Origin of the sequence: Saccharopolyspora antimicrobica (assembly GCF_003635025.1) — a bacterium.
GTDB classification, from domain to species: Bacteria; Actinomycetota; Actinomycetes; order Mycobacteriales; family Pseudonocardiaceae; genus Saccharopolyspora; species Saccharopolyspora antimicrobica.
In genome coordinates this window covers 7,602,404-7,624,972 of record NZ_RBXX01000002.1, presented here as the reverse complement: position 1 = coordinate 7,624,972, position 22,569 = coordinate 7,602,404, and the positions used below count along the sequence as shown (strand labels likewise).

The following is a 22,569-nucleotide window of genomic DNA, read 5'->3' as shown; positions in this document are numbered from 1 at the left end:
GGGCGGCCGAGACGCGTCAGCGCCACCGGAGGTCCACTTCGGGCGGTGGCGGTGACCAGGCGGTGTGGAAGGCCGCCCAGATCAGCGGTGTGCAGCGGGGATCACCGGTCTCGATCCACCGGTGGGCTTGCGCGCGCTGCCACGCGCTGAGCGCGGCGACCGGGTCCGTCGACTCGTGCGCGGCGTTCACCGCGAGGATCGCCTCGGCCAGCACGCCCTCCGCGCGATCACCGAGCCCCGGGACGTAGCGCCGCAGGCCGGCTTCGGTGGGCAGGGTCCAGCGTGTCGCGGTGACGTACTCCGCTCCGCGGTGCGTGAACGCGGCGACCAGGCCGGTCGGTTCGGCGAAGCGCAGGTCACCGCCGGACTCGCACGCGACGAGAGCGACCCGGTTGGGCGCGCGCAGCGGTTTCGCCGATCCGTGGCCGAGGACGACGTCGGCCGCGGTGAACGGGCGGTGCCCGTTGACCGGCTCGGCGTGACCGGTGGTTCCGGCTCCGTCGGAGAGGTGCATCCGGGAATCGAGGGCGTGCGTCGAAGCGGTCACGTGGCCGACGTAGAGGAAGCGCGACGCTCCGGCCAACTCGGCCGCCAACCGGTCACGGCCGAAGTCGTTGCGGCGGAAGGATTTTCCTCCAGGTCGGGCCCTGTCGCCGAGCGCCGCGACCATCTCGGCGAGCGGCGATCCCGGCTCGACGGGGCCGAGCACGCTGCCCAGCTCGGAGGTTGCGGCGAAGCCCGGCACCGCGGGATCGAGCGCCGTGACCACCGCGCCGCGCGGATCCCACGCCGAGACCGCTCTTCCGGTCCCGTTGCGCAGCGATGCGGGCAGCAGCGTGGAAACGTCGACCATGTCGATCAAGCGGTCGGTGCCCGAAGTGCCCAGCAGCTCCCACGGCAGCTGCGCGATGGACGGCGAGGGCTGGATGCGCAGGTGCGGGCGCAAGCCGCAGGCCTCCAGCGCGTTGAGCTCCAGACCGAGCCGCTGCGGGATGACGCACGAGGTCAACGCGGTGGCGAGTCGCTGTTCGCGAGCCGGGTCGGTGAAGTCACCGCCGCCGAGTGCCCTTTCGAGCGCTTGGAGGCCGGTTTCGGACGGCAGCGGCGAGGGCAGGGCGGCGCGGAGCTGGTCCAGGCCGGGGGCGATGTGCGCGCGCGGCAGCACGACCATCCGGGGATGCGCCGGAGCGTGGTCCCACACCCAGCTCAGGTAGAGCTCGTCGGCGTCCACATAGGTCAGTCGTGCGACCGGCCGGGTGTCGGCCTCCAGGCCGGTCAGCACTTCGCTGCCGTCCGGTACCGCTGGCCGATTCACCATCCCGCCACGGCCTCCTCGGACCGGACGCGGATGCCGTACCGCTGCTCGGCGCGGTCGAACCACTCCGCGAGCAGCACTTCCGCTCCCGGGCAGGAGAGCACCCGCGGTGGCGGCTGGAACCGCACGGGCGTCTGCGTCGAACCGGTGAGCAGCCCGGCTGCCGCGGCGGGCAGCTCGATCTCCGAACCGGTGGGTGCGGGCGGCTCGATCTCGGCCTCCCACGGGGAAACCGCGGCGGTCGTGGGGGAGTGGAAGGTGACCGCCGCTGAAGCGTTCTCCGTCAGCGCCAGCAGCAGCCGGGTGTCGCGCAGCACCGCGGCCAGCCGGAACGCGAGTTCGCGAGCCGGCGCGGCGACGGAGCCGACCCACCGCTCCCGCGTCGCGCCCGGCGGGAACGTCTCGCGCAGCGCCTCGGTGGCCAGGTGCGCGACGACTGCGAGGTCCAGCGCCCAGCCCAGCAGCGCCGCTCGGTCGTCCGGCGATGCCGCCGCCCATTCCGCGTGCATCTCCGCGCGGCGGACGTCGATGCGGCACCGGTCTTGCGTGGTGAGCGCGTGCTCGCGGGCCTTGATGTAGGCGTCTTCGGCGGCGGCGAAGTCCATCCGCGCCGATTCGGCGTCGCCGAGGAGTCCCCAGGCCTGGAGCCGCTCCAAATGCGCGCCACCGGCCGGGAATCGCCTGATCGCCTCCCGCAGAGCTTCCGCCGCTTCCTCCGGCCGTCCGCTGCGCAGGTGCACCGCGGCGACCCCGCAGCGGCTGGCGGCGGCCCGGGTCGGAAGACCGGCCTCGACGGCGAGCGCCTCCGCCGTCCCGAAACCGCGCCGCGCCTCTTCCAGCCGCCCGGTCTGCAACGATGTCCGGGCCAGGTTCTCCACGGCGTGCTGGCGGCTCGTCGCGTCGCCGGCGAGCCGGTTGATCTGCTCGGCCAGCGCGAGGTAGTCCTGCGCGGTGGCGTCATCACCGGTCAGCTGGGCGATTCCGGCGAGGTTCGGGTAGACCGAGGCCGACAGCTCCGGGTGGCTCGCCAGGGCGACTTCGAGGGCGAGCTCGCCCTCCTGCTCGGCTTCGGGCAGTCGCCCGGCTTCGAGGAAGATGCCGCAGCGCACGTTGTGCAGGGTGAACCGGAGAAGTTCGCTGTCGGTGCCGGAGAGGAGCGCGGCGGCCCGGTCGGCGGACTCCAGCGCCTCGTCCAGCCGGCCGAGCAGGATGAGCGTTTGCGCCCGGGAGAGATGTCCGCTCAGCACCGCGGAGCGGGTGCCGCGGCGGTCGCCGATCTCGGCCAGCACCCGCTGACCGGTGCCGATCGCCTCCTCGATCCCGGCGATCGCGCCGCCGAGATCACCGCTCAGCTCGCGGGCCGCGGCGAGGTTCGACAGGGCGCGGCAGCGCAGGTCGAGGCCCTCGGCGTCGACGTCCGCGACGCGAGTGAGCGCGATGGCCTGCTCGAAGAGCTCAGCGCTCCGCGCGATCTGCCCGGCGCGCAGGAGCTGCGCACCCTCGTTGTTGTTGTCGCGAACGGACTTCCAGCGTTCTCCGGTCGGCAGCGGCCCCTGGAGATCCAGTCCGCTCACGAGATACCTCCGGCGTGCGCGGCGGCCTGCTCGGCCAGCGAAGCGGTGGCATCCGCGAGCCTGCTCCGCGCGTGGTCGATCACGGCGGCGCGGACGTCCTCGGCCGGAGCGAGGACGGCGGACGGTTCCGCGGTGATCCGCGTGTCACGCACCGACAGCGTTCGTTCGGCGGTGGGCAGCAGGAGTGCGGTCACCGGCAGCACCGCCTCACCGGTGAACCGGTTCTCCACCCGCCGCAGGGGAACTTCCACGCCGAGCCGGGCCGGGCCGAAGCGGGCGAGCAGGACAGGCGTGAGCGGCGGCTCGTGGTGCGGGAACTCGACCGCCGGTGCGGCCGGAACGGACACCGACAGCACCGTCTCGTCGCCCCGGCGGCCGATCGACCACCCGGCGCCGCCCATCGCGTCGAGCGTCTGCGCGGGGACGTCCGCCCAGTTCAGCGAGCTGGTTCCGGTGGCGGCGGCCTGGTGGGTGCCACCGGCCGCCAGCGCCCAGCCGGCCTGACCGGACACCCGTGCCGCGTCGAGCTCGACGCCGTAGTCCTCGGCGAGCGAGCGCAGCTCCTCGGCCAGCTCGATCGCACTGGCCGCGAACGCGGCGTGCTCAGCGAGCGCTTCCACCGCCGTCAGCGACGCCGCGTCGAGTGCCCGCTCGACGCAGTCCTCATCGTCGAGCAGGTGCTCCAGCGCTGCGGTGGCCACCGCCGTTTCCGCCGCGAGAAGCTCCTGGGACAGTGCAGGGATCGCCGCCTGCGCGGACGCGGGCCACCACGCCGCCGCCCAGTTCAGCCGGGCCAGCCGGAGCGCGGCAGGCAGCAGTTCGGGACGTTCCGGAGGCAGCGCGACCTTCGCCGGGGCGTTGGCGAGCACGGCGTCCGCGATGTCGTCGCCGTAGATCTCCCAGAGCCACCCGGCAGCCGCGTCCGGGTCGTGGACCTGCGCGTGCGGGAACGCGGCGTTGGAGGTGACGTCCCAGCTCAGCAGCGCGCCGCGCGCCTCGACGAGCCCGGTCGTGGCCGGTTCCGGCCAGCCGGTGGCCTCCGCGCCGGTGAGCAGTGCCCGGTCGCCGCTGATCTCGATCCGGATCATGCCGCCCCCGCCGTTTCCCGGGTGAGCGACTGCTTCAGCCGCTGCCGGTGGTCCATGATGACCGACCGCAGCACCCCGTCGAGCAGGTCCCACACCTCGTGCGGTTCCAGCCGCTCACCGCGCAGCTCGCGACCGTGCACCCGCACCCACAGCCTGCGCAGGTAGGCCTGGCGCACGGTGACGACGTCGGAGCGCAGGTCCTCGGGCACGCCGCTGGCTGCGCCGGGCAGCCGCAGCACCCGCCGCACGTAGGCCTCCCGCTCCCAGCGCGAGCCCAGCCGCCGGTGCGCGGCGGTCGGCTGCGGCCCGCCGGTGAGTCCGCCGCTGGCCTCGCGGCCGAGCAGCACGGTGAGGCGGCTCCGCTCCTCGCCCAGCTGCCAGGGGAGCGCGGACCGGGTGATCTCGGCGCGGACCAGGCCGGGCACGGAATCCATGCTCTCGCGGTGGAAACTGCTGGTGAACGCCGCGAACAGCCGCTCGAAGATGGAGCGGTCGAAGGGCTTGGGGAGCCGGTTCTTCGACGCGTTGTCGCCCAGGCGCGGTGGTTCGGGCAGCGGCAGATCGGTCAGCCCGTGGTCCCGGGCGGCTCCGCGCACGCCGAGCCCGGCGGACGCCCGAGTGCCCGCAGCGGTCTCCAGCAGCCGGTCGAACGCATCGCCGTCGGCGTCGCCCTGGCCGCAGCTGTCGAGGAAGTCCTCGACGGAGGCGGGCTCGCCGGGCTCCGGGTTCGGCACCTCGCGCCACGCGGCCTCCAGCAGGGCGGTCAGCGCGTCGACCTGGTCGGTCATGTGGCGGCGCAGCTGCGCGACGGTCATGTCCCCGGTCGCGTCGCGGATCTCCTGGACCACCTCCAGCGCGACCTGCCCGGCGTCGGCACCGGGAGCGCCGTGCGTGCGGGCGAGTTCGAAGCAGCGCTGGAAGTAGAGGTCCTGCGGGTTTCCCCCGGTGATCCGGGCGGCGCGGCGCGCGCGCTTCAACGCGGCGAACCAGGCCGCCGTGGCGGTCAGGTCGGCAGCCGCGTCGAGGATGCGCTGCCGCAGCTCGGCGGTGTCGGCCTGGTCGATCCGGCCGCCGCCGAGGTGCGGGTTCTGGGCGGGGCGCAGGACCAGCGGATCGAGGATGAGCTTCACGGTGCGGGCCAGCGGCCGCCCGCTGGCGTTGCTCAGCGCTGCCACACCCGGCCCCAGTTCGGCCCACGCGGCGGCGACGACCCGGTCGCGAGGTGCCGAAACCGCTGGTCCCGCCGCTTCCGTCGCGTGTGTGCTCACCCGGTCAGTCTAGTGAAGATTTTTCATCTTCGACGCCGGGCGCGCGGCGTGATCCGCGCCTCCTCCGCACGCATTGCTGTGATCGGTAGACGACATCGGCGCAGCAGGCTCGTCGTCGTCCGAGTCGCTGGAGCGGAAGGGTTGCTGACATGGGCATCCTCAAGATCGTCAAGTGGGGAGTGCTGGCGCTGAGCGTCGGTCTCACGGCGAAGTGGATCGTGTCGCTGAGCACGACGGGCGAACCGGTGGGCGTCGGCATCACCGGGCCGATCATGCTGGTGATCATCGTCCCGGTGCTGTTCTCGATGGATCGCTCGCTGAGCGGCGGGGTGAAGGCCGAGCGGTTCCGGGGCGCGCCGATCGGGATCGGCACCGTGGTGTCGGTCCGCCCGACCGGACTGCAGGTCAACGACCAGCCGCAGCTGGAGTTCGAGCTGGACGTCGACACCGAGGACGGCACGACCTTCCGCGCTTCGGCCCGCCAGATCGTCCCGGTCCACGAGGCCGGCGCGGTCCGGGCCGGTGCCAGGATGCCGGTGCGGTACCTGCCGGAGTCGGCCGACGGCAAGGTCGTGCTCGCCACCGACGTCTCACCGCGGGAACTCCAGGCCGCGTTCAACCGGATCCGGGTCGCCACGGGCGAGATGACCGCGCGCCAGCTGGACATCGCCGAGCGCGGCGTGCGGGGGCGCGCCGTGGTGCTGTCCGCGCAGCCGACGGGGGAGATCCGCCACGACCGCGCGGTGATCCGCATCGAGCTGCGGGTGACCCGCGCCGACGGCACCGCCTTCGACGTCGTGCAGGAGAAGGCGCTGGCACCCGAGTTCCTGCCGAAGACCCAGCCGGGCGCGGTGATCGACGTCCACTACCTGCCGCACGACGAGTCCGAGATCGTGCTGGCGATCCGCGCCGGTGCCTGATCCGCTGCGGGACAACGGAGTTCGGCTGCGACCGTCTGCTGCGGACGGTCGGCGTCCCGGAGCTTCGCGCGAAAACGCCCTTCGGGGCGGCCGGGTGTTGCTAGCGTGGCGGGCATGTTGATCAACGAAGCTCACCGCTGCGCGGTGCGAACCCGATTACGCCTGCGCGAAGGCCGGAGGTGACCGCATGACCCGGCCCGGCTGCCCCACTCTGGACGGTCTCGACGACCGGTCCATCGCGTTCCTCTTCGAGGCCGTCGATCTCGGCGTGGACTACGCGAAGTTCGACGCGGACGGTTTCGTCCCGCTCGCGCTGATCCTCGGCGAGGACGGCTCGAAGCACATCCTGAAGCTCATCGGCGACGATGACGAACCGTGGACGCAGGAGCAGAGCGTGGCCCTCGGCCGCGAGAAGCTCCGCGACCTCGACGAGGACGCCCACTGCGTGACGCTGATCTACGACGGCTACTTCACCGGTGACGGCGACCGGACCGAGGCGGTGTTCGTCGAGGGCTACCAGCTGGGCCGCCCGGTCGGCGTGCTGATGTGCCAGCGCTACGAGCGGCGCGGCGACGAGGTCGCGCTGATCGGCAACCCGATGCTGCTCGACGACGAGCGGGAACCGCTGGTGTCGGCGGACCGCAAGCCGGTCGAGTACCCCAACCTCGGCCCGGAAGCCAAGAAGTTCATGCTCGACACGATCGAGGTCGGCATCCAGGACGTCGAGCCGGAAGCGATCATCATGGTCCCGTTCGCCGCCGTCGAGGGCCTGGACGGCACGCGCGACGTGTGGCGCCTGGTCGACGACGAGCAGAACCCCACGGTGGGCGGCGGACTGGACTTCGGCCACGAGCAGCTCGCGTCGCTGGATCCGGCGGTGGTCCGCTGCGCCGCGCTGGTCTGGGGCGGCGACTTCCCGGACGACGCGGACGAAGAAGGCGCGGTGTTCATCGAGGTCTGCGAACTCGGCCGCCCGGCCGGGTTGCAGCTCGTGCAGCCGTACCGCCGGATCGACCACGACCGCGTCGCGCGCCTGGGCGGCCCGCAGATCATGGAGGAGACGCAGCCGTTCGTGCGACCGGAAGAACCGCGCCGGTCCGCGGCCTTCGCCAGGCTCCAGGAGATCGCCGCGCAGAAGCGCAACTGACCAGCGGCGCCCGTGAGCACCTCTGGCCGGGGATGCTCACGGGCTCCTGCGGTCAGTCCGGAAGGGACTGCCGCAGTTCCCGGTTGAGCGCCCAGGCGTCGGCGACCGGTCCGATGTGGTCCAGCTTGTCCGGGTTGAGCACGCCGCGGATCGTCTGGATCCTGCCGTCGAGCACGTCCAGCACCACGGCGTTGAGCACCTTCCCGGCCCGGTCGCGGAAAACGGCGCCGGGCTGGCCGTTGATCTCGCGCTGCTCGAAGGTCACGTCGATCCGGAACAGCCGGGGGAAGTTCGCGCCCAGCAGCCGGGCCACCTTCGCCGCACCGGCGATGGTGGTGGCCAGCTGCGGGGCCTTGCCGCCGCCGTCGCCGATCAGCTGCACGTCGGCGGCCAGCAGCTCCCGCAGCTCGCCCACGTCGCCGTTGCGCAGCGCGCCGAAGAACCGCGTCGCCAGCTCCTGGCGCTGGCGGCGGTCCGCGGCGAACCGGGGCCTGCCGTCCTGCATGTGCCGCCGGGCCCGCACCACCAGCTGCCGGCACGCCGCCTCCGAGCGCCCGACCGCTTCGGCGATCTCGTCGAACCCGAAGGCGAACACCTCCCGCAGCACGAACACCGCACGCTCCAGCGGGCTGAGCCGTTCCAGCAGCAGCAGCGCCGCCATCGACACCGAATCGGCCAGCTCCGCCGACCGGTCCGGGTCCTGGTACGGATCGCTGAGCAGCGGCTCCGGGAACCACGGCCCGACGTACTCCTCCCGACGCACCCGCGCGGAGCGCAGCACGTCGATGGAGATCCGGGTGACCGTCGCCGACAGGAACGCCTTGGTCGAGGCGGGCCGGGTCGACGAGCCGTCGAAGCGCAGCCACGTCTCCTGCACCGCGTCCTCCGCCTCGCCCACGCTGCCCAGGATCCGGTAGGCGATCGAGAAGAGCAGCGGCCGCAGCTCCTCGAACTCCGCGATCTTGTCCACCACGACTCCGTTCCTCGGTACTGCTGGATCATCGCCCACGACGCCGGAGACCCCCAGGTCTCGCCGCCGGCGCGGGCGAACTCCGCGATTTCAATGGAAATCAGGCCTTCGACTTCAATTGAAGTTGCGCACCGTCGGCGTGTCGCGCGCCGACACACCGACGGATGTGGAGAACTTCCGCGATTTCAATGGAAATCGGATGTCCGATTTCAATTGAGCGTTTTTCATCTTGTTCCGGAGCGGTAGCCGCGAGGCCTGACCGGCACCGCGCGGAAGGTGTCGCATGCGCCGCAGGCGCATAACCCACCTACGGCACTTGCACCGCCGCGGGTTCTCAGACGTCGTCTGGCGAGGACAGCCCGTTCGCCGTGTATCGGACATACATCAGAACGGGATCCCGGAGACCAGACGGCGTCTGAGGTTCCGCCACCCGCACCGCCACGCAGAACGAGGATGGAAAAACTTCAATGGAAATCGCGGAGCAGGCGGACGAACTCCCGCAGGGCTCAGCCGAACTGGCCGGGTTCGTAGGAACCGGCCGGCTGCTGGGTGATGATGTTGAAGCGGTTCACCATGTTCATGAAGGAGACCAGGATGACCAGGGCGGCCAGCTGCTCCTCGTCGTAGTGCTCGGCGGCGCGCGCCCACACCTCGTCGCCGACGCCACCGGCCGCGTCCGCGACCCGGGTGGCCTCCTCCGCCAGCTCCAGCGCGGCGCGCTCGGCCCCGGTGAAGACCGTGGCCTCCCGCCACGCCGCGACCAGGTTCAGCCGCACCGCGCTCATGCCGTCGGCGGTGGCGTCCTTGGTGTGCATGTCGATGCAGACGGCGCAGCCGTTGATCTGGCTGACCCGCAGCGCCACCAGCTGCTTGGTCTCGGCGGGCAGCGGTGACTCCTTCAGCGCCTGCCCGGCCGACATGACGTACTTGACGACCTTCCCGGTGATCGGGCCCGCCGCCCGGTAGTCCAGTCGTGCGTCCACGGTGTGCTCCTCGGTGTCGAAGTGCTGTCACCACCCGAGACGGAATTGCGCGGCGTCCCGTGACATCGACGCGGGTGACTCACGTCTCAGCCAACTCTGCACGGTTGGAATCTTGCGCGGAAGAGAAGGTGGAGGTAGCGTCTTCCGCGTAAGAGATTTTGGTGGGGGTGTTTCGCCGCCCGCCCTCGCGAACAGGAGTCATCAGCCGTGGGCAACGTGAAGCTGAGCATCATCTACTACTCGTCGACGGGTACCGGCACCGAGATCGCGAACACGCTGGCCGCCGAAGCGGAGGCCGCGGGCGCGGAGGTCCGGCTGCGCCGCGTCGCCGAGCTGGCGCCGGATGCGGCGATCGACAGCAACCCGGCGTGGCGGGCCAACGTGGATGCCACCAGCTCGGTGCCGGAGGCCACCCCCGACGACGTGGTGTGGGCCGACGCCGTGCTGTTCGGCTCGCCGACCCGGTTCGGCAACATCTCCTCGCAGCTCAAGCAGTTCATCGACACCCTGGGCGGCCAGTGGGCGCAGGGCCTGCTGGCGGACAAGGTCTACAGCGGGTTCACCTCGACCTCCACCACGCACGGCGGTCAGGAGTCGACGCTGCTGGCGCTGTACAACACCTTCCACCACTTCGGCGGCATCGTGGTGGCGCCGGGCTACACCGACGGCGCGAAGTTCGCCGACGGCAACCCGTACGGCACCAGCCACGTCGACGCGCAGGGCGCGAACAAGGTGGACGACACCACGCGCGCGGCCGCGGCCGTGCAGGCCCGCCGCGTGGTGGGCGTGGCCCAGGCGCTCAAGAACGGCCGCGCCTGACCGACTCCGGCCGGGCATTCGGTGGCGCGACCGGATGCCCGGCCGGAGCCCCCGCGCAGCACAGCCCCGTCAACCGCAGGAGGCGGTCATGTCGATCAGCACAACCGGCTTGCACCACGTCACGGCCATCGGCGGGAACCCGCAGCGCAACGCCGACTTCTACCTGCGCACCCTGGGGCTGCGCCTGGTCAAGACGACGGTGAACTTCGACGACACGGGTACCTACCACCTGTACTACGGCGACGCCGAGGGCCGGCCGGGCACGCTGATGACCTTCTTCCCGTGGGACGGCGTCGAGGACGGCCGCCAGGGCGCCGGTCAGGCGACGACGACCGCGTTCTCGGTCCCGGCGAACTCGATCGGCTGGTGGCAGCAGCACCTCGCGGCAGCCGGTGTGCCGACCAGCCGGATCACGACCTCCGACGAGGAGGACCGGCTCGCCTTCCGGGACCCCGACGGGCTGGGCATCGCACTGGTGGCGCACCCGCAGGGCGACCCGCGAGATCCGTGGGACACCGCGCTGGTTCCGGGCGAGCACGCCATCCGGGGCCTGCACTCGGTGACGATGACCGTCGCGCAGGAAGCCGACACAGCCGCGACGCTCGTCGACGATCTGGGACTGCGGTTCCTGCACCAGGACGGCAACCGCTTGCGCTTCGCCGCGGGTGATGGCGGCCCGGGCGCGCTGGTCGACGTGCAGGTCGAGCCGGACGCCCCGCGCGGTGTGGTCGCCGGCGGCACGGTGCACCACGTGGCCTGGCGCGTTCCCGACGACGCCACCCAGCAGTCCTGGCACGACGAGCTCGAGGACAAGGGCTACGACGTCACGTCCATCCTGGACCGCCAGTACTTCCGCTCGATCTACTTCCGCGAACCCGGCGGCGTGCTGCAGGAGATCGCCACCGACGAGCCCGGGTTCGGCGTGGACGAACCGCTGCTGGAGCTGGGGCGTGCGCTGAAGCTGCCGCCGTGGCTGGAGCCCGACCGCGAGCAGATCCGGGCGGCGCTGCCCGCGCTGGCGCTGCCCGCGGAGAACAACCCCGAGTTCGCCGGAAACCGTTGAGACGCCGGACTTCCCCGCCCGACGAGGGGCCGGGTGGGGAAGTCCGCGCCGTCGTCACATCCGCTCGGCGCCGGTCTTGATCGCCTCGCGGATCCGGTAGTAGGTGCCGCACCGGCAGACGTTGCGGATCTCGTCCAGCAGCGCGTCGTCGATCTCGCGGCCCTCCCGGCGGGCCTGGTTCACCTTGGCCACCGCCGCCATGATCTGACCGGGCTGGCAGTAACCGCACTGCGCGACGTCGTGCTCGAGCCACGCCTCCTGCATCGGGTGCAGCTCGCGGCCGACCGTCGCCGGCAGGCCCTCGATCGTGGTCACCTCGTCGTCGGCGGAGAGCTCTCCGACCGGGACCGCGCAGGGGTTGAACGCCTTGCCGTTGATGTGCGACGTGCACGCCTTGCAGACGTTGATGCCGCAGCCGTACTTGGGACCGCGGATGCCGAGCAGGTCGCGCAGGACCCAGAGCAGCCGCTCCCGGTCGTCGGCCTCGACCGTGACCGTCTCGCCGTTGACCTTGAAGGTGTGGGTGGGCATCAGCCGGAACCTCCTGGACTGGATGGGGGATTCGACCCCGGGGTGCGTGGCGGCCGGGCTCAGTAGGTGTGGTCCAGGCCGTCGGTCGGCGAGGCGGGCACCGGCGGGATGAACGACTTCGGCTCGAAGTGCAGCGGGTCGTGGTGGTTGATCGGGAAGTACTGCGGCAGCTTGCCGACCGCCCTGGTGTAGGCGCAGGCCGTCGCGGCGAACGCGGAGGCGACCCCCGCCTCGCCTGCGCCACCGGGCGGGTTGTCGCTCGGCATCACGAAGACCCGCATCTCGCGCGGGGTGTTCCACTGCCGCGTGTAGGCGGAGTTGTCCCAGCTGGCTTCGAGGAAGCGGCCGTCGGCGAGGTGGCTGGAGTTGGTCAGCGCCAGCGCGATGCCGTCGCTGATGCCGCCCTGCATCTGCGCTTCGACGCCCCTGGGGTTGATGACCAGGCCGGGGTCGATGGCGAAGGTGACTTTGGTGACCAGCGGGCCGGTCACCGCGTCGCGCACCTGGCGGTTGACCGTCTCCGGGCGGCAGTCGATCTCCACCAGGCAGGCCGACACGCCCTTGTACTCCTCGTGGATCGCGATGCCCTGCGCCGTGCCGGGTGGCATCGACCTGCCCCACTCACCGGCTTCGGCGACCTTCTGCAGCACCCGCTTGACCCGCTCCTTGCGCAGGTAGGCCAACCGGAACTCGTAGGGGTCCTTGCCCAGCTTCTTCGCGATCTGGTCGACCACCAGCTCGTTGGCGGCGCGGACGTCGGGGGAGTAGACGTTGCGGACCGCGCTGGTCGGGAACCGGTCGTGCGCGCCGGTCTCCATCAGCTTCTGGTTGATGACGCCGAAGTCGTAGGGCATGAACTGGGTGGTCTCGAAGATCGTCTCGGCCAGGCTGAGGTTGCCCGCGATCGGCAGCTTCCCGGCGGTGGCGGTGATCGCCTCGCCGAGCCCGTGGGTGAAGTCGACGGCCACCCCGGTGTGCCGGTGCTCGAAGCCGAGCACCTGGTCGCCGAGGTGCGCGACGCGGATCCGGGCCGTCACCATCGGGTGCGACCGCCCCTGCCGGGGCTCGTCGGCGCGGTGCCACATCAGCCGGACCGGTGCCCGGCACGCGCGCGAGACGATCGCCGCCTCCAGCGCGCCGTCGAAGAACAGCTTGCGACCGAAGGAACCGCCGCCCTCGACGACGTTGAACGTCACCTTGCCGCTCGGGATGCCCAGCGTCGCGGCGATCTCCTGCTTGGCCGCGATCGGCGACTTCGCCGAGGCCCAGATGGTGGCGCGGTCCTCGCGCACGTCGGCGACGGCGGAGTTGGGCTCCAGCGGTGAACCGCTGCGGAAGTAGAAGGTGAAGTCGAAGTCCATCGTCTCGGCCAGCGCCGGCAGGTGCGGCACCACCATCGGCAGCTCCGCCGACTTGATCTCCGCCCGGATCGAGTCGTCGGATGCGCCCTCGGCCGTGCCGGGCTTCCACTGCACCCGCAGCGCGCGGATGGCGTCGATGCACTGGCCGAAGGTGTGCGCCCGGACGGCGACACCGCTGGGCACGATCTCGACGTGCGTGACCCCGTTCATCGCCTTGACCTCGGCGGAGTTCAGCACGCTCGCGGCGCTGCCGCCGATCGTCGGCGGGCGGCAGACCATCGCGGGCAGCGCGCCCTCGACCTCCAGGTCCATCGCGAACTGCTTCTGCCCGGTCACCGCGGCGTAGGCGTCCTTGCGGTTCTGCGGGGTGCCGACCACGCGGAACTCCGACTCCGGCTTGAGCTCCACCTCGCGGGCGGTGGTCGCCGGCACCGCGGCCTTCGGCACGAGTTCGCCGTAGGGCAGCACCCGGCCGGTGCTGCCGATGATCTCACCGGCCTTGGCGGTGAGGCTGCCGATGGTGTCGCCGAGCAGCACGGCGGCGGCCTCCAGCAGCGCCTGCTTGGCCAGCGCGGCGGCCACCCGGACCGGCGTGTACATCGCGAAGATGGTGTTCGACCCGCCGGTGAGCTGGTTGAACAGCAGCTCCGGCCGCGCGGGCGCCAGCGTGACGCGCACCTTCTCCAGCGGCAGCTCCAGCTCCTCGGCGATGATCATCGCGATGGAGGTGGTGATGCCCTGGCCCACTTCGGCGCGGGGCAACTCGAAGGACGCCGTGCCGTCCTCGTGCACCTCGACCTTGATCAGCTGCGAGGTCGGCAGCGCGGCCTCGGTGAGCACGTCGTTGAGGTCCAGCAGATCTGCGGGCACCGGCGCGGTGAGCGCGTTCGCCTCTCCCAGCGAGCCGAGCAGGCCCACGTTCGCGGCGGCGACCAGCCCGGTGCCGCCGATCAGGTAGCCGAGGAACTTCCGCCGGCCCATGCCTGCCGCTGGGGCTCCCGTCCCTGGCTGTGACATGCCGTCTCCCGTCGCGTCGCCGGATGAGATTTCACGCGAGCCGAGCGTGGACCGAACCACTCGCCGCTAACTGTTCAGATCTTGTACACCCCTGCGGCGAGATCCACCAGGGTGCGGCGCGATCGCTGCCTGCCCGCGGGAGCGGCGGTTCGGGCGACGTAGCATGGCGGCCGGAAACGGCGACGGGCGGAGGGCGCGCGATGACGGCTGCGGAGTTCTTCCAGCGGTACTCCCGGATTCCGGTGATGGCGATCCTGCGCGGATACCCGCCGGAGCGGACCGTCGAGCTGTGCCTGCGGGCCTGGGAGGTGGGCATCGAACTGGTCGAGGTGCCGGTCATGACCGCCGAGCACCTGCCCGCGCTGCGCGCTGCGATCGCCGCGGGCCGCGAAGCGGGGCGCCCGGTCGGAGCGGGAACCGTCATCACTCCCGAACAGGTCGACGACGTGGCTTCGGCAGGTGCCGCGTTCACCGTTTCTCCCGGCTACGACCCGGAAATCGCCGAAGCCGCCGCTCGGCGCGGGCTCGCGCACCTGCCCGGGGTGGCGACCGCGAGCGAGATCACCAGTGCTGTGCGCAACGGTCACCGCTGGCTCAAAGCGTTCCCCGCGGCTCAGCTCGGTCCGGCGTGGATCACGGCTCAGCACGGCCCGTTCCCGGACGTCGCGTTCGTCGCGACGGGCGGGATCAACGCCGCCAACGCCGGTGACTTCCTCGCCGCGGGAGCCCGCGTGGTCGCGGTCGGATCAGCCCTCGAAGACCCCGCTCAGCTCGACGCCCTGGCCGTCCTGGCCAGTTCGTAGGCGTCGGAGCATGAACTGGCCGCCCACCGCGCGCAGCTGCGGTGGGCGGCCAGGAGACCAGACGTCGGTCAGCGGGCGTTCTGGTCGATGCTGGCGTTGTTGAAGGCGGTCACGTCGACATCGCCGAAGCAGGAGTCGTTGTCGACGTCGACGTCGACGTCCTGATCCAGGTCGATGTCCTGGTCGATGTCGCCGAAGCCGCCCCACCAGCCACCGCCCAGCGCCTTGCGCTCCGGCAGCAGCTCCACCGAGACCTGTTCGAACATGGTTCCCCCTAGTTCGCGTTCACTTCATTGCAAGCAGCGGCACGAACCGCTGCCGTCGAGTACGCCACAGCGCCCGTCACCACCACGTCACGCAGCCGTCACGTGTCTCCGCCCGCTGCCCGCATCACGCTCCGTATCGGCTTCTGAGCAGCTGGAACGCGGTTTCCGGCGCTCTCGGGGTCAGCGGATCGGATGAACCTTCGCAGTCCACTTCGGATGGTCACTCCGGCCACGCGGAGTTCTTGATCACCTCGACGAAGTCGCCGCGCACGAAGCCGGGGACGCAGTGGGCGAGGACGTCGGCCTTGACGTTGCCGAAGGTCGTCTCCGGGCGGTCGGCGATGCCGTCGGTGAACGCCGCGAGGATCCGGTTCTTGAAGTCCGGCCGGGGATGCGCCGCGACCACGGCGGCGCGCTGCTCCTCGGTGACGGCGTGGTAGCCGATGCCCAGGACGTCCAGTTCGACACCGCGGGTGACCAGCGCGATCTCCGGTGCCATGTGCAGCGGGATCTCCGGCGTGGTGTGCAGGGCGATGGCCGTCCACACCCGCTCGGCGGGCTCGCCGGTGATGCCGTGCGCGCGCAGGAACTCGCGGGCCTCGTCGGCGCCGTCGATCTCGAAGCGCTGGTCGGTGCGGCGGTACCGCTCGGTCAGGCCCAGGTCGTGGAACATGGCGCCCACGTAGAGCAGTTCGGCATCGAACCGCAGTCCCTGCTCGCGCCCGCGCAGCGTGCCCCAGAGGTACACCCGCCGGGAGTGGTCGAACAGCAGCCCGGGTGCGGCCTCGCGCACCAGCTCGGTGGCCTCCCGGGCCAGCCGGCTGTCCGGGATCTCCACGCCCGCGATCGTTTCCGCCATCTTCCGCTCCTCCTCGTCCGGCGACGGATCCAGCTTCGCCCGCACGGCTGCCCCGCGCGCGTCGTGGCCGCCGGCCACAGCCCCACGGCCGTGGCCGGCACGCGGCGAGCGGTCAGAGCCATCCGGGCAGGACGAAGATCGCACACGTCAGCACCGGCGCAACCGCGATCATGCTCATGCCCCAGGCCATCAGGCCCTTGAACGTGGCGTCGCGCTGCTCCTCCGGGGCGTTGGCGACGACCAGCGCGCCGCTGGTGGAGAACGGCGAGGAGTCCACCACCGACGAGGAGATCGCCAGCGCGATGATCAGCCCGACCGCGCCGACCTGACCGGTCTGCAGGAACGGCACCGCGAGCGGGATCAGCGCGCCGAGGATGCCGGTGGTCGAGGCGAACGCGGACACGCCGCCGCCGATGAGGCAGATGACGAACGCGGCCAGCAGCGGAACGCCGATGCCGACGACCCCGTTGCCCAGGAACTCGATGGTCCCCACGCTCTCCATCAGGCTCACGTAGGTCACCACGCCGCAGACCAGCAGCACCGTCGGCCAGGCGACCTCGGCCACGCACTTCTTGGTGACCTCGGGCCACAGCAGGACGATGACGGTGGCGATGCTCAGCGACAGCAGGCCCACGTCGAACTCGAGCGCCAGCGCGCCGATCGCGAGCGCGCCGAGCCCGGTCAGCGTCGTGATCCGCTGCGCGTTCAAGGTGGTGCTCGTGCGGGTGGTCGTCGCCGTGGCCGTGCCGCCGGAGGGCTCGCCGGGCTGCCCGGGCTCGGTGCCGACCCGTCTGCCCAGCAGCTTCCTGCCGCCGAACAGGTAGAACACCGCGACGCTGAGCAGCAGGTTGAACAGCATCGAGCTGATCCACAGCAGCACCGGATCGCCCGGCAGCCCGCTGCGCTCCACGACGCCGTTGGTGATGCTGCCGAAGATGCTGATCGGGGAGAAGCCGCCCGCGCTCGCGCCGTTGATGATGAGCAGGCCCATCAGCAGCGGGTTGATCCGGTAGCGGGTGGCGAAGTTCAGCCCGATCGGCGCCATCATGGCCACCGCGCCGGGGACCACCGCGCCGACCATCGTCAGCAGGCCGGTGATCACGAACATCACCCACGGGATCAGCGCTATCCGCCCGCGCACGGCCCGGACTCCGCTGTGGATGAGCCAGTCGACCGTGCCGTTGGCCTTGGCGATGGCGAACAGCAGGGTGACGCCGACCAGCGTGACGAACAGATCGCCGGGGAACCCGGCGAACAGGTCATCGCTGGACTGGCCGAAGACGAACGTGCCGAGCAGGAAGGCGCCCAGGAACGCGACCGCTCCCATGTTCACCGAGCGCAGGGTGGCCAGGGCGAAGATCAGTACCAGGCCGATGATCGAGATTACCTGTGGGGACATCGACACTCCTCGAGGCTGACGGTGCTCGCAGGGGGTGTGTTGAGGTGGCGGATCTCGTTGGTGCGGCGGGGGATCGCGCCGCTTCCGGTGCGCACTTCGACCGCTTCGCGCGGGTGAGCAGGCCCGCTGGGGAGTCGTGCGGGGGCGTCACCTCCTCTGCTCGCCGCCGGCGGTCAGGGCCGCTCGGCCACCACGTTGCGCAAGGTGCCGATACCGGAGATCTCGACCTCGACGTCGTCTCCGGGCACCATCGGTCCCACCCCGGCGGGGCTGCCGGTGAGCAGCACGTCGCCGGGTTCGAGGGTGATCCAGCGGGTGACGAAGGCCAGCAGCTCACCGATGCCGAACACCACGTCCGCCACCGATCCACGCTGGACGACCTGCCCGCGCAGCCGGGTGGTGATCCGCATCGCCGCCGGGTCGGGCGGCTCGGTCTCGATCCAGGGGCCCAGCGGGCAGAACGTGTCCGCGCTCTTCGCCCGCGTCCACTGCCCGTCGGCCCGCCAGTCGTGCGCGGTGACGTCGTTCGCGCAGGTGTAGCCGAGCACGAAGTCCGCGGCCCGATCGGCCCGGACACCACGAGCGGTGCGGCCGACGACCACGGCCAGCTCGCCCTCGTACTCCAGGCGCCGCACCTCGGCCGGCCGGAGGATCTCGGCGCCCGGGCCGACGATCGCGTTGGGAGCCTTGAGGAACAGCGACGGCTGCTCGGGCCAGGGCCTGCCCTTCTCGGCGATCTGATCGGCGTAGTTGCTGCCCGCGCAGACGATCACGCGCGGCTCGCACGGCGCGAGCAGCTGAACGTCACCCAGCGTCCCGGCGACTCGTCCCGGGACGCCGTCGGAGAGCTCGTGCACCAGGTCCCCGACGACAGCGCCGCGGCCGGTCTGCCCGTCGAGGCGGTAGCGGACCAATCGCATCACGCCTCCGGTCCGGCCAGCGCCTCGCGCACGAGTTCCACCGGGTGCCAGGCGGTGCGGCCCGCGCCGTGGAAGATCTGCTGGCGGCACGAAACCCCCGTCGCGGCCACGATCGTTTCCTCGGATTCCGCCGCCAGCGCGGGGAAGAGCCGGTCGCCGCCGACGGCCATGGAGGTGTCGTAGTGCTCCGACTCGAAGCCGAAGGAGCCCGCCATCCCGCAGCAGCCCGCGTCGATCTCCACGACCTGCGCACCCGGGATCCGGCGCAGCAGCGCCATCGTGGCAGCGGTGCCGACCTCCGCCTTCTGGTGGCAGTGGCCGTGGAAGACGATGCGCCGCCCGGCGAGCCGGGAATCCGCGCGCAGCACCAGCCGCCCGGCGTCGATCGCTTCGACGAGCAGCTCCTCGACCTGCTTGACCCGGTCGGCCACCGATGCGGCCCCGGGCAGCAGCGCGGTGTGCTCCTCGCGCAGCATCAGCACGCACGACGGCTCGCAGCCGACGATCGGCGAATCCGCCGTGGTGTCCCGATGCAGCGAGGTGACCAGCGCGGCGGCCTTCTCCTTCGCGTCCTCCAGCATTCCCTTGGACATGCTCGACCGGCCGCAGCAACCGCCGCCGGCCAGCTCGACCCGCCAGCCGGCCCGCTCCAGCAGTTCGATGCCCGCCCGGCCGATGTGCGGTTCGGTGTAGGTGGTGAAGGAGTCCGCGAGCCAGGTGACCGCGCCGAGCGATCCGCCGGCGGCGGGCTTCCGCCGGAACCAGCGCAGCAGGTTGTCCCGGTGGAACACCGGCAGCGGCCGGGCCGCGGTGATGCCGAGCGCGCGCTCCAGCAGGCGGCGCAGGAGGCCGATCCGGCCCGGCAGGTTCGACAGCGGCGCGGTGGCCGAGCCGAGCCGGTTGAGCGCGCGGATCGCGGAGAACGCGCGCGAGCGCAACGGCGTTCCGTGGATCTCGTGGTGGTGCGCCAGCGCTTCGGCCTTCAGCGACGCCATGTCCACGCTCATCGGGCATTCGCTCTTGCAGGCCTTGCACATCAGGCAGAGGTCGAGGATCTCGTGCAGGCGCTCGTCGCCGAGCGCCGCGTGCGGATCCGGTTCGGACAGCGCCTTCACCAGCGCGTTGGCCCGGCCGCGGGTGGAGTGCTCCTCGCTCTTCGTCGCGATGTAGGACGGGCACATCACGCCCGCCGTCGACTTCCGGCAGGCGCCGATGTTCATGCAGCGGTCCGCCGCGCCGCGCATCCCGCCGACCACCTCGAAGTCCAGCGAGGTCCGCAGCGGCGGGGCTGGCGGGAGGGCGTCGCGGTCGCGGAGGTTCTCGGTCATCGGCGGCGCGTCCACGATCTTGCCCGGGTTCAGCACGTTGCCCGGGTCGAAGAGCCGCTTGACCTCCCGCATCGCCTCGTAGAGCTGGTCGCCGAAGATCTCCCGGTTGAACTCGCTGCGGGCCAGCCCGTCGCCGTGCTCGCTGGAGTTCACCCCGCCGTACTCGGCGACGAGGTCCTTGACCGCCTCCGCGACGGTGCGCATCCTGGCGACCTCGGCCGGGTCGGTCAGGTCGACGAACGGGCGGATGTGCAGGCAGCCCACCGAGCAGTGCCCGTAGAACCCGGCCTCCATCCCGTGCTCGTCGAGGATCTCCTTGAACCGCTTGGTGTACTCGGCCAGGTGCACCGGGTCCACCGCGGTGTCCTCGACGAAGGCCAGCGGGCGGCGGGTGCCCTCCCCGGCGGCCATCAGCAGGCCCAGGCTGGACTTGCGGACCTTCAGCAGCGCCGCCTGCTCGGCCGGGGTGACCGCGCGCAGCGTGTGGTAGCCGTGCCCGCTGCGCTGCCACTGCCGGTCGAGCTGGTCCAGCTTGGCGATCAGCTGCGCCTCGTCGTCGCCGGTGAAGGACACGAACAGCAGCGCGCCCGGGTCGCCGACGAGCACGTTGCCCAGATCGGCGAACTCGATCTTCTGCCGGGACAGCTCCAGGATGGTGCGGTCCATCAGCTCGACCTGGTGCGGATCGCAGGCCAGCGCGTCGGTGGTGGCCGAGATGGCGCTCGCCGCGTCGGTGAAGTGGCCGACGGCGTAGACCGTCCGGGCGGGTTTGGGCACCAGGTCCACCAGCGCGCGAGTGGCGATGACCAGCGTGCCTTCCGCGCCCACCACGAACTTCGCGAGGTCGAACGGCTCGCCCAGCCGGTCCAGCCGGTATCCGCAGGCGCGGCGCCAGAACGCGGGCATCCGCTCCTCGATGACTGCCGCGTTGGCCTCGGCCAGCTCCGGCAGCGCCCGGTAGATCCGCCCTTCGAGGGTGTCGGCCGCCGCCCGGCGCTGCCGCTCGGCTTCGCCGACGGGCTCGAACCGGGTGCGCGAGCCGTCGGCGAGCACCACGTCCAGCGCCCGCACGTGATCGATCGTCATGCCGTAGGTCAGCGAACCGCTGCCCGCGGAGTTGTTCCCGATCATGCCGCCGATGGTGGCCCGGTTGCTGGTGGAGGTGTCCGGGCCGAACATCAGCCCGTGCTCGGCGGCGGCCTGGTTGAGCTGGTCCTGCACCACGCCGACCTCGACCAGCGCGGTGCGCGCGACCGGGTCGATCTCCAGGACGCGGTTGAGGTGCCGGGAGGTGTCGAGCACCAGGCCGGGCCCGACGGTCTGGCCGACGAGGCTGGTGCCCGCGCCGCGCGGCACGATCGGCACGCCCAGCCCGGCGGCGATCCGCACCGCGGCGGCGACATCGCCTTCGTGGCGCGGGAAGGCGACGCCGAGCGGCGTGATGGAGTACATGCTGGCGTCGCGGGAGAAGAGGTGGCGGGTGTAGTCGTCGAAGGCGACCTCGCCGTCGAGCGCGTCGCGCAGCTCGCGCTCCAGACGTGCGCCGAGGGTCTGCTGGGTGGTGGAGGCGGTCATCTCGGAACCCTTCCGTCCGGTTTCAGCGGTCAGGCGCGCAGCACCTCTAGCGCGGCTCGGATCCCGTCGGGGTCGATGGGGATCCCGGCGAGTTCGAGTCCCATTTGGACGCCGGAGAGGGTTCCGGCCAGCGTGAGGTCGTTGAAGTCGCCGAGGTGGCCGATGCGGAACACCCGGCCGCTGACCTTGCCCAGCCCGGCGCCCAGCGACATGTCGAAGCGGTCCAGGATGATCTGGCGGACCTTGTTCGCGTCGTGCTCCTCGTCCAGCAGCACCGCGGTCAGCGCGCTGGAGTGCTCGCGCTCGTCGGCGCACAGCACCTCCAGGCCCCAGCCCTGCACGGCGGCCCTGGTCGCCGCGGCGTGCCGGTCGTGCCGGGCGAAGACAGCGGGCAGTCCCTCGGATTCGAGCAGCACCAACGCTTCTCGCAGCCCGTAGAGCAGGTTGGTGGGCGGTGTGTAGGGGTAGTACCCGCGCTCGTTGGCTTCGAGGAACGGTGCCCAGTTCCAGTACGACTTCGGCAGCCGTGCTCCTTCGGCGGCGGCGAGCGCCTTCTCGCTGATCGCGTTGAAACCCAGTCCTGGCGGCAGCATCAGGCCCTTCTGCGAGCAGCTGACCGTGACGTCCACGCCCCACTCGTCGTGCCGGTAGTCGATGGAGCCCAGCGAGGAGATGGTGTCCACCAGCAGCAGCGCGGGGTGCTCCGCCCGGTCGATGGCCGCCCGGATCTCCGGCACCCGGCTGGTGACGCCGGTGGAGGTCTCGTTGTGCACCACCATCACGGCGGCGATGCGGTGCTGGGTGTCGGCGGCCAGCCGCTCGGCGACCACCGCCGGGTCGACGCCGTGCCGCCAGTCACCGGGCACGAAGTCCACGACCAGCCCGAGTCCCTCGGCCATGTCGCGCCACAGCGTGGCGAAGTGGCCGGTCTCGAAGGCGAGCACGTGATCGCCGGGGGAGAGGGTGTTGACCAGCGCCGCTTCCCAGGCCCCGGTACCCGAGGACGGGTAGATCACGACGGGACCGCTGGTGCCGAACACCGGCTTGACCCGGTGCAGGACGTCGAGCGCGAGTTCGGCGAAGGCCGGTCCGCGGTGGTCGATGGTGGGTTGCGCGATGGCGCGCAGGATCCGGTCGGGAACGTTGGTCGGTCCGGGGATCTGCAGGAAGTGCCGTCCGGCGGTCACCAGTCCCGCCTCTCCGCGATTCTCAGTGGTGGTTGCGTCCGGGATTGAACTCGCGTCTTGCGGCTTCTTGTTGCTGGGTTGCATCACGGTCCCCTTAGGTGCGGTTGTGCGGGACTCCCGGTCGAACGGGTGTCATCGCACACCCTTCTGTCCAGTGCCGCTGTGCCGTGTGGTGG

General features: G+C 71.4%; 19 protein-coding genes. 5 read left to right on the top strand and 14 right to left on the bottom strand.

What is annotated here, in order from left to right:
* Nucleotides 1-16: 16 nt before the first annotated feature.
* Genes ATL45_RS35965 through ATL45_RS35950 form a run of 4 tightly spaced genes read right to left on the bottom strand, consistent with a single transcriptional unit; the run spans nucleotide 17 to nucleotide 5,245 of the window.
* A complete protein-coding gene (locus ATL45_RS35965) occupies nucleotides 17-1,318 on the bottom strand; it encodes a CHAT domain-containing protein (RefSeq protein ID WP_170210444.1) in 1,302 nt (433 codons plus the stop codon).
* Nucleotides 1,312-2,889: a tetratricopeptide repeat protein gene (locus ATL45_RS35960; RefSeq protein ID WP_121505448.1), complete on the bottom strand. Its 1,578-nt coding sequence runs from the start codon at nucleotides 2,887-2,889 to the stop codon at nucleotides 1,312-1,314. The genes ATL45_RS35965 and ATL45_RS35960 overlap by 7 nt, the downstream gene beginning before the upstream one ends.
* Entirely contained in the window at nucleotides 2,886-3,977 is a 1,092-nt protein-coding gene (locus tag ATL45_RS35955; RefSeq protein ID WP_093154763.1) for a hypothetical protein, read from the bottom strand. The genes ATL45_RS35960 and ATL45_RS35955 overlap by 4 nt, the downstream gene beginning before the upstream one ends.
* Nucleotides 3,974-5,245, bottom strand: a complete 1,272-nt coding sequence (locus ATL45_RS35950) for a hypothetical protein (RefSeq protein ID WP_143121681.1) — start codon at nucleotides 5,243-5,245, stop codon at nucleotides 3,974-3,976. The genes ATL45_RS35955 and ATL45_RS35950 overlap by 4 nt, the downstream gene beginning before the upstream one ends.
* 149 nt (nucleotides 5,246-5,394) lie before the next feature.
* Here ATL45_RS35950 and ATL45_RS35945 point away from each other — a divergent pair, with 149 nt between their 5' ends.
* Both ATL45_RS35945 and ATL45_RS35940 read left to right on the top strand, forming a co-directional pair.
* Nucleotides 5,395-6,165 carry a hypothetical protein gene (locus ATL45_RS35945; protein ID WP_093154768.1) on the top strand — a complete coding sequence of 257 codons (771 nt, stop codon included), beginning with the start codon at nucleotides 5,395-5,397 and terminating at the stop codon, nucleotides 6,163-6,165.
* A 187-nt stretch (nucleotides 6,166-6,352) separates the two neighbouring features.
* Complete coding sequence (locus tag ATL45_RS35940) at nucleotides 6,353-7,312, top strand: hypothetical protein (protein ID WP_093154771.1); 960 nt, start codon at nucleotides 6,353-6,355, stop codon at nucleotides 7,310-7,312.
* A 52-nt stretch (nucleotides 7,313-7,364) separates the two neighbouring features.
* Here ATL45_RS35940 and ATL45_RS35935 read toward each other — a convergent pair whose 3' ends face one another.
* A complete protein-coding gene (locus ATL45_RS35935; protein WP_246025742.1) occupies nucleotides 7,365-8,285 on the bottom strand; it encodes an RNA polymerase sigma-70 factor in 921 nt (306 codons plus the stop codon).
* Nucleotides 8,286-8,788: 503 nt separating this feature from the next.
* Complete coding sequence (locus ATL45_RS35930; protein WP_093154773.1) at nucleotides 8,789-9,265, bottom strand: carboxymuconolactone decarboxylase family protein; 477 nt, start codon at nucleotides 9,263-9,265, stop codon at nucleotides 8,789-8,791.
* Nucleotides 9,266-9,472: 207 nt separating this feature from the next.
* Between ATL45_RS35930 and wrbA the strand changes: the two genes are divergently transcribed.
* On the top strand, nucleotides 9,473-10,084 hold the full coding sequence (gene wrbA, locus ATL45_RS35925; protein WP_093154776.1) for an NAD(P)H:quinone oxidoreductase: 612 nt from the start codon (nucleotides 9,473-9,475) through the stop codon (nucleotides 10,082-10,084).
* Nucleotides 10,085-10,172: 88 nt separating this feature from the next.
* Nucleotides 10,173-11,147, top strand: a complete 975-nt coding sequence (locus tag ATL45_RS35920; RefSeq protein ID WP_093154778.1) for a ring-cleaving dioxygenase — start codon at nucleotides 10,173-10,175, stop codon at nucleotides 11,145-11,147.
* A gap of 54 nt (nucleotides 11,148-11,201) precedes the next feature.
* Here ATL45_RS35920 and ATL45_RS35915 read toward each other — a convergent pair whose 3' ends face one another.
* Nucleotides 11,202-11,678: a (2Fe-2S)-binding protein gene (locus ATL45_RS35915; RefSeq protein ID WP_093154781.1), complete on the bottom strand. Its 477-nt coding sequence runs from the start codon at nucleotides 11,676-11,678 to the stop codon at nucleotides 11,202-11,204.
* Between the two features lie 59 nt (nucleotides 11,679-11,737).
* Nucleotides 11,738-14,056 (bottom strand): molybdopterin cofactor-binding domain-containing protein, encoded by a 2,319-nt coding sequence (locus tag ATL45_RS35910; protein WP_093154784.1) that lies wholly within the window; start codon nucleotides 14,054-14,056, stop codon nucleotides 11,738-11,740.
* A 200-nt stretch (nucleotides 14,057-14,256) separates the two neighbouring features.
* Here ATL45_RS35910 and ATL45_RS35905 point away from each other — a divergent pair, with 200 nt between their 5' ends.
* A complete protein-coding gene (locus ATL45_RS35905) occupies nucleotides 14,257-14,859 on the top strand; it encodes a bifunctional 4-hydroxy-2-oxoglutarate aldolase/2-dehydro-3-deoxy-phosphogluconate aldolase (RefSeq protein WP_093154786.1) in 603 nt (200 codons plus the stop codon).
* Between the two features lie 68 nt (nucleotides 14,860-14,927).
* On the opposite strand, the gene ATL45_RS35900 is transcribed toward ATL45_RS35905, so the two are convergent.
* The 6 genes from ATL45_RS35900 to ATL45_RS35875 form a co-directional block, all read right to left on the bottom strand.
* A complete protein-coding gene (locus ATL45_RS35900) occupies nucleotides 14,928-15,125 on the bottom strand; it encodes a hypothetical protein (protein WP_093154789.1) in 198 nt (65 codons plus the stop codon).
* A gap of 220 nt (nucleotides 15,126-15,345) precedes the next feature.
* Entirely contained in the window at nucleotides 15,346-15,984 is a 639-nt protein-coding gene (locus tag ATL45_RS35895; RefSeq protein ID WP_093154968.1) for an HD domain-containing protein, read from the bottom strand.
* Nucleotides 15,985-16,096: 112 nt separating this feature from the next.
* Nucleotides 16,097-17,383, bottom strand: a complete 1,287-nt coding sequence (locus ATL45_RS35890; RefSeq protein ID WP_093154791.1) for an SLC13 family permease — start codon at nucleotides 17,381-17,383, stop codon at nucleotides 16,097-16,099.
* A gap of 173 nt (nucleotides 17,384-17,556) precedes the next feature.
* Entirely contained in the window at nucleotides 17,557-18,303 is a 747-nt protein-coding gene (locus tag ATL45_RS35885) for a fumarylacetoacetate hydrolase family protein (protein ID WP_093154794.1), read from the bottom strand.
* Complete coding sequence (locus ATL45_RS35880) at nucleotides 18,303-21,206, bottom strand: FAD-binding and (Fe-S)-binding domain-containing protein (RefSeq protein ID WP_093154796.1); 2,904 nt, start codon at nucleotides 21,204-21,206, stop codon at nucleotides 18,303-18,305. Before ATL45_RS35880 ends, ATL45_RS35885 begins: the two co-directional genes overlap by 1 nt.
* Nucleotides 21,207-21,235: 29 nt before the next feature.
* Nucleotides 21,236-22,393 carry a pyridoxal-phosphate-dependent aminotransferase family protein gene (locus ATL45_RS35875; protein WP_246025741.1) on the bottom strand — a complete coding sequence of 386 codons (1,158 nt, stop codon included), beginning with the start codon at nucleotides 22,391-22,393 and terminating at the stop codon, nucleotides 21,236-21,238.
* Nucleotides 22,394-22,569 lie beyond the last annotated feature (176 nt).